Annotated in this window: 4 protein-coding genes; 1 reads left to right on the forward strand and 3 read right to left on the reverse strand. The window is 72.2% G+C overall.

Annotated elements, in window-relative coordinates:
* From AOK18_RS11565 to AOK18_RS11575, 3 genes are all read right to left on the reverse strand, one after another.
* Window positions 1-420: pyridoxamine 5'-phosphate oxidase family protein (locus tag AOK18_RS11565; RefSeq protein ID WP_206281529.1), on the reverse strand; the 420-nt coding region annotated here is incomplete at its 3' end.
* A gap of 175 nt (window positions 421-595) precedes the next feature.
* On the reverse strand, window positions 596-1,021 hold the full coding sequence (locus tag AOK18_RS11570; protein ID WP_055575028.1) for a pyridoxamine 5'-phosphate oxidase family protein: 426 nt from the start codon (window positions 1,019-1,021) through the stop codon (window positions 596-598).
* A gap of 390 nt (window positions 1,022-1,411) precedes the next feature.
* Entirely contained in the window at window positions 1,412-2,047 is a 636-nt protein-coding gene (locus AOK18_RS11575) for a TetR family transcriptional regulator (RefSeq protein WP_055694278.1), read from the reverse strand.
* Between the two features lie 134 nt (window positions 2,048-2,181).
* On the opposite strand from AOK18_RS11575, the gene kbpA reads away from it, so the two are divergent.
* Complete coding sequence (kbpA, locus tag AOK18_RS11580) at window positions 2,182-2,967, forward strand: AfsK-binding protein KbpA (RefSeq protein WP_206281530.1); 786 nt, start codon at window positions 2,182-2,184, stop codon at window positions 2,965-2,967.
* Window positions 2,968-3,001 lie beyond the last annotated feature (34 nt).

Raw genomic sequence — 3,001 nt, forward strand, 5'->3', positions numbered from 1 at the left:
CGCCCCGGCCGAGCGGACGCGCAGATCGGCCCGCGCCTCCTCGGCCGGGGCGGCGGCCACGGGCCCGCGGACCCGGACCTGACGGCCCAGCACCGGCCAGTAGAAGGCCAGCGCGGCGTACGGGCGGGCGGCGAGGTGGCCGCCCTTGCGGCTGTGGGTGTGGCTCGCGAAGGACCAGCCCTCCCCGTCCGCGCCGTGCAGCATCACGATCCGCACGTCGGGCAGCCCCTCCGCGTCCGCCGTGGCCAGGGACATGGTGTGCGGTTCGGGCTGCCCGGCCGCCACCGCCTCGGCGAACCACCGCGTGAACAGCGGCAGCGGTTCGGCGGGGGCGGCGGCCGGGTCGAACGCCGGCAGCTCGGTGAGCTCCGGGTCCCACACCCGCAGCGACCTCAGCAGCTCATGAAGATCGGTTCCCATGCCCCGATTGTTCCCGCCCGACGCCCCATCGCGCGGACCGCCGTGCGAGTCACCGTACGCGCCACCGTACGGACCCTCGTCCGAGCCGTCGTACGGACCTCCGTGCGAGTCACCGTGCGCGTTGTCGTACGGGCCGCCGTGCGCGTTGTCGTACGGGCCGTCGTACGGGCCGCTCTCACACGGTGCCGAGGTCGGAGGACACCCAGTGCTCGGGCCGCATGCGCAGGACGACCTGCTCGCCGTGCTCCTTCCAGGCGAAGGCGACGTAGCCCTCGGCCTTGTCGGCCGGGAGGTAGCGGAAGGCCAGCTCCCGCAGCTGCTCGAGGGTCGCCGGGGTGGTCTCGACGACCGGCCCCTCGACCGACACGTAGCGGATGGTGGGGTCGAGGCGGTCGACCATGAGGGAGAACCGGCCCGCCGCGCCGATCAGCCGGTTCTTGCGGGAATCCAGCCCCGTCATGATCCACACGTCGCCCCCGGGCGCGTACTGGTACCAGATCGGCACGGTGAGGGGTGCGCGGCCCTCACCCGCGTCGACGGCGATCGCGGCGACGTGGGGCTCGGCCAGGAACTGTTCGCGCTCTTCACGGGTCAGGGCCATTCCGGATTCCTCCTGCGACGTCTGCGGCTTGCGGGCGGCCGGGGTGGGGGCCGCGGCCGTGGCTGCCGGGTGTCACTCGAGCATGCGCTTGCGCGGTCCCGTCCGCACGGCCTGTCCAACGGGAGCGCGCGCGGACGTGTTCCCCCTTCACCGATATGGACCCCTCGCCTCCGGTTCCGTCGCTCCACCGTCCGCTCCCGGCCCCGCCGGCCGTTCCCGGCTCCGGGGCAGTCCGATGGGCGAGGTGTCACATGCGGACCGGCGGCCGGGAACGCGACAGGCGGTGGTTCACCGGGGTGAATCACCGCCTGCCAGACAGGACGCGAAAGCTGTGTGCGGGGGAAGAATCGTGAGGCGCCTCGCCTTGCTCGATCGGTCTGCTCGGTCGTTCTACCTGGTCGGTTTCCTGCCGGTGACCCCCAGGTGCACCAACAGGGCCAGGTTGGGCTTGAGTTCGGCCTGCTTCACGCCCCAGGAGGTGAAGCCCTTCTGGTGCGAGGCGACGGCCGCCAGCATGGTGACCAGGGAGCCGGCCACCGCGGCGGGGTTCACGTCCTTGTCGACCCGGCCCTTGGCCTGCAACTCGGCGACGGCTCCCGTCAGGGAGCCGTTCACCGAGTTGAGGATCTTCATGCGGAGCTTGTAGAAGCGTTTGTCGCCCTCGGCGGCACCGAGGTCGACGACGCGCAGGATCGCGTCGTTCTTCTTCCAGAAGTCCAGGAAGCCGTCGACGAGTTCCTGGGCCGTCTGCCAGCCGGCCCGGCCCGCCCAGGAACGTCCCTCGAGCAGCTCCGCCAACCCGGCACCGTCGGCGGCCACTTGGTCGGCGATCTCCAGGACGGCGCCCTCGACGTCCGGGAAGTACTGGTAGAAGGTCGCGGGCGAAGTGCCCGCCTTGCGGGCGACATCGATGACCTTGACATCCCGGTAGGGAGAGGAGCTGAGCATCTCGCTGAGACAGTCGAGCAGCTTCTGCCGGGTCGCCTGCCCTCGCCGGCCGGCCACTCGGCCGTCGACGGTACGCACTTGTCCTGTCATGACGTCAGCTTACCGAGGGGTGAGGGGAGCGCTATTCAGCCGACTGCAAATGGGGTGCGGGGGCCAACCATCTCTGATGTGCCTGGTCTGCACGGTGCGGGCGACACCGTTACGTTGGCGGCATGGCCGAAAACAGGGCATCGGAGTACACGGAGGGCACCCCGTGCTGGGTGGACGCGCAGCTTCCCGACGTGGAGGCGGGCAAGCGGTTCTACGGCGCACTCTTCGACTGGACGTTCGAAGACCAGCCGGAGCAGCCCGAGTGGCCCGCACCGGCCTCCCGGCCCGCGGGGTCCGTGCGGCCCTCGGCGCCCCTGGGGACCGTGCGGGCCCTGCTCGGCGGCGAGCCGGTGGCGTCCCTCGCGCACAAGACGGACGGCCGGCTCCCCACCGTGTGGACGGTGTCCTTCGCGACCCCGGACGCCGAAGCGCTGTGCCGGCGGATCCTCGCGGCGGGCGGACAGCTCGTCTCCGCGCCGCGCGCGGTCGGCCGGCTCGGCGTCACCGCGCTCGTCACGGACCCCGAGGGTGCCGTCTTCTCCCTGTGGCAGCCCGGCGAGCGCCCCGGTTTCGGCCGCCGGCACGAACGGGGCACCTTCGCCTGGGCCGAGCTCTACACCCGCGACACCGAGGCGGCCAACACCTTCTACGGCGCCCTCTTCCACGACGCCCTGTTCGGGACGGGCGTCGAGCCCGACTTCGGCCGCGCCCCGGTCTCCGACGTCTTCCCGCCCGAGATGCCGCCCCACTTCCTGGTCCACTTCGCCGTCGAGGACCTCGAGGCCGCCTTGGCGGACGTGGTCCGGCTCGGCGGCCGCGTCCAGGTGCCGCCCTTCACCACGTCGTACGGCACCGCGGCCGTGGTCACCGACGACCAGGGCGCGTCCTTCGCCCTGCTGTCCCGCTGAGCGGCCCCGACGCGTCCGTTCCCCTCCCGGGAGG

Origin of the sequence: Streptomyces prasinopilosus (genome assembly GCF_001419695.1) — a bacterium.
GTDB classification, from domain to species: domain Bacteria; phylum Actinomycetota; class Actinomycetes; order Streptomycetales; family Streptomycetaceae; genus Streptomyces; species Streptomyces prasinopilosus.

Coding starts and splice junctions, on each gene's coding strand:
- AOK18_RS11570 (WP_055575028.1), bottom strand. CDS start 1,021: ATGGCCCTGACCCGTGAAGAGCGCGAACAGTTCCTGGCCGAGCCCCAC.
- kbpA (WP_206281530.1), top strand. CDS start 2,182: ATGGCCGAAAACAGGGCATCGGAGTACACGGAGGGCACCCCGTGCTGG.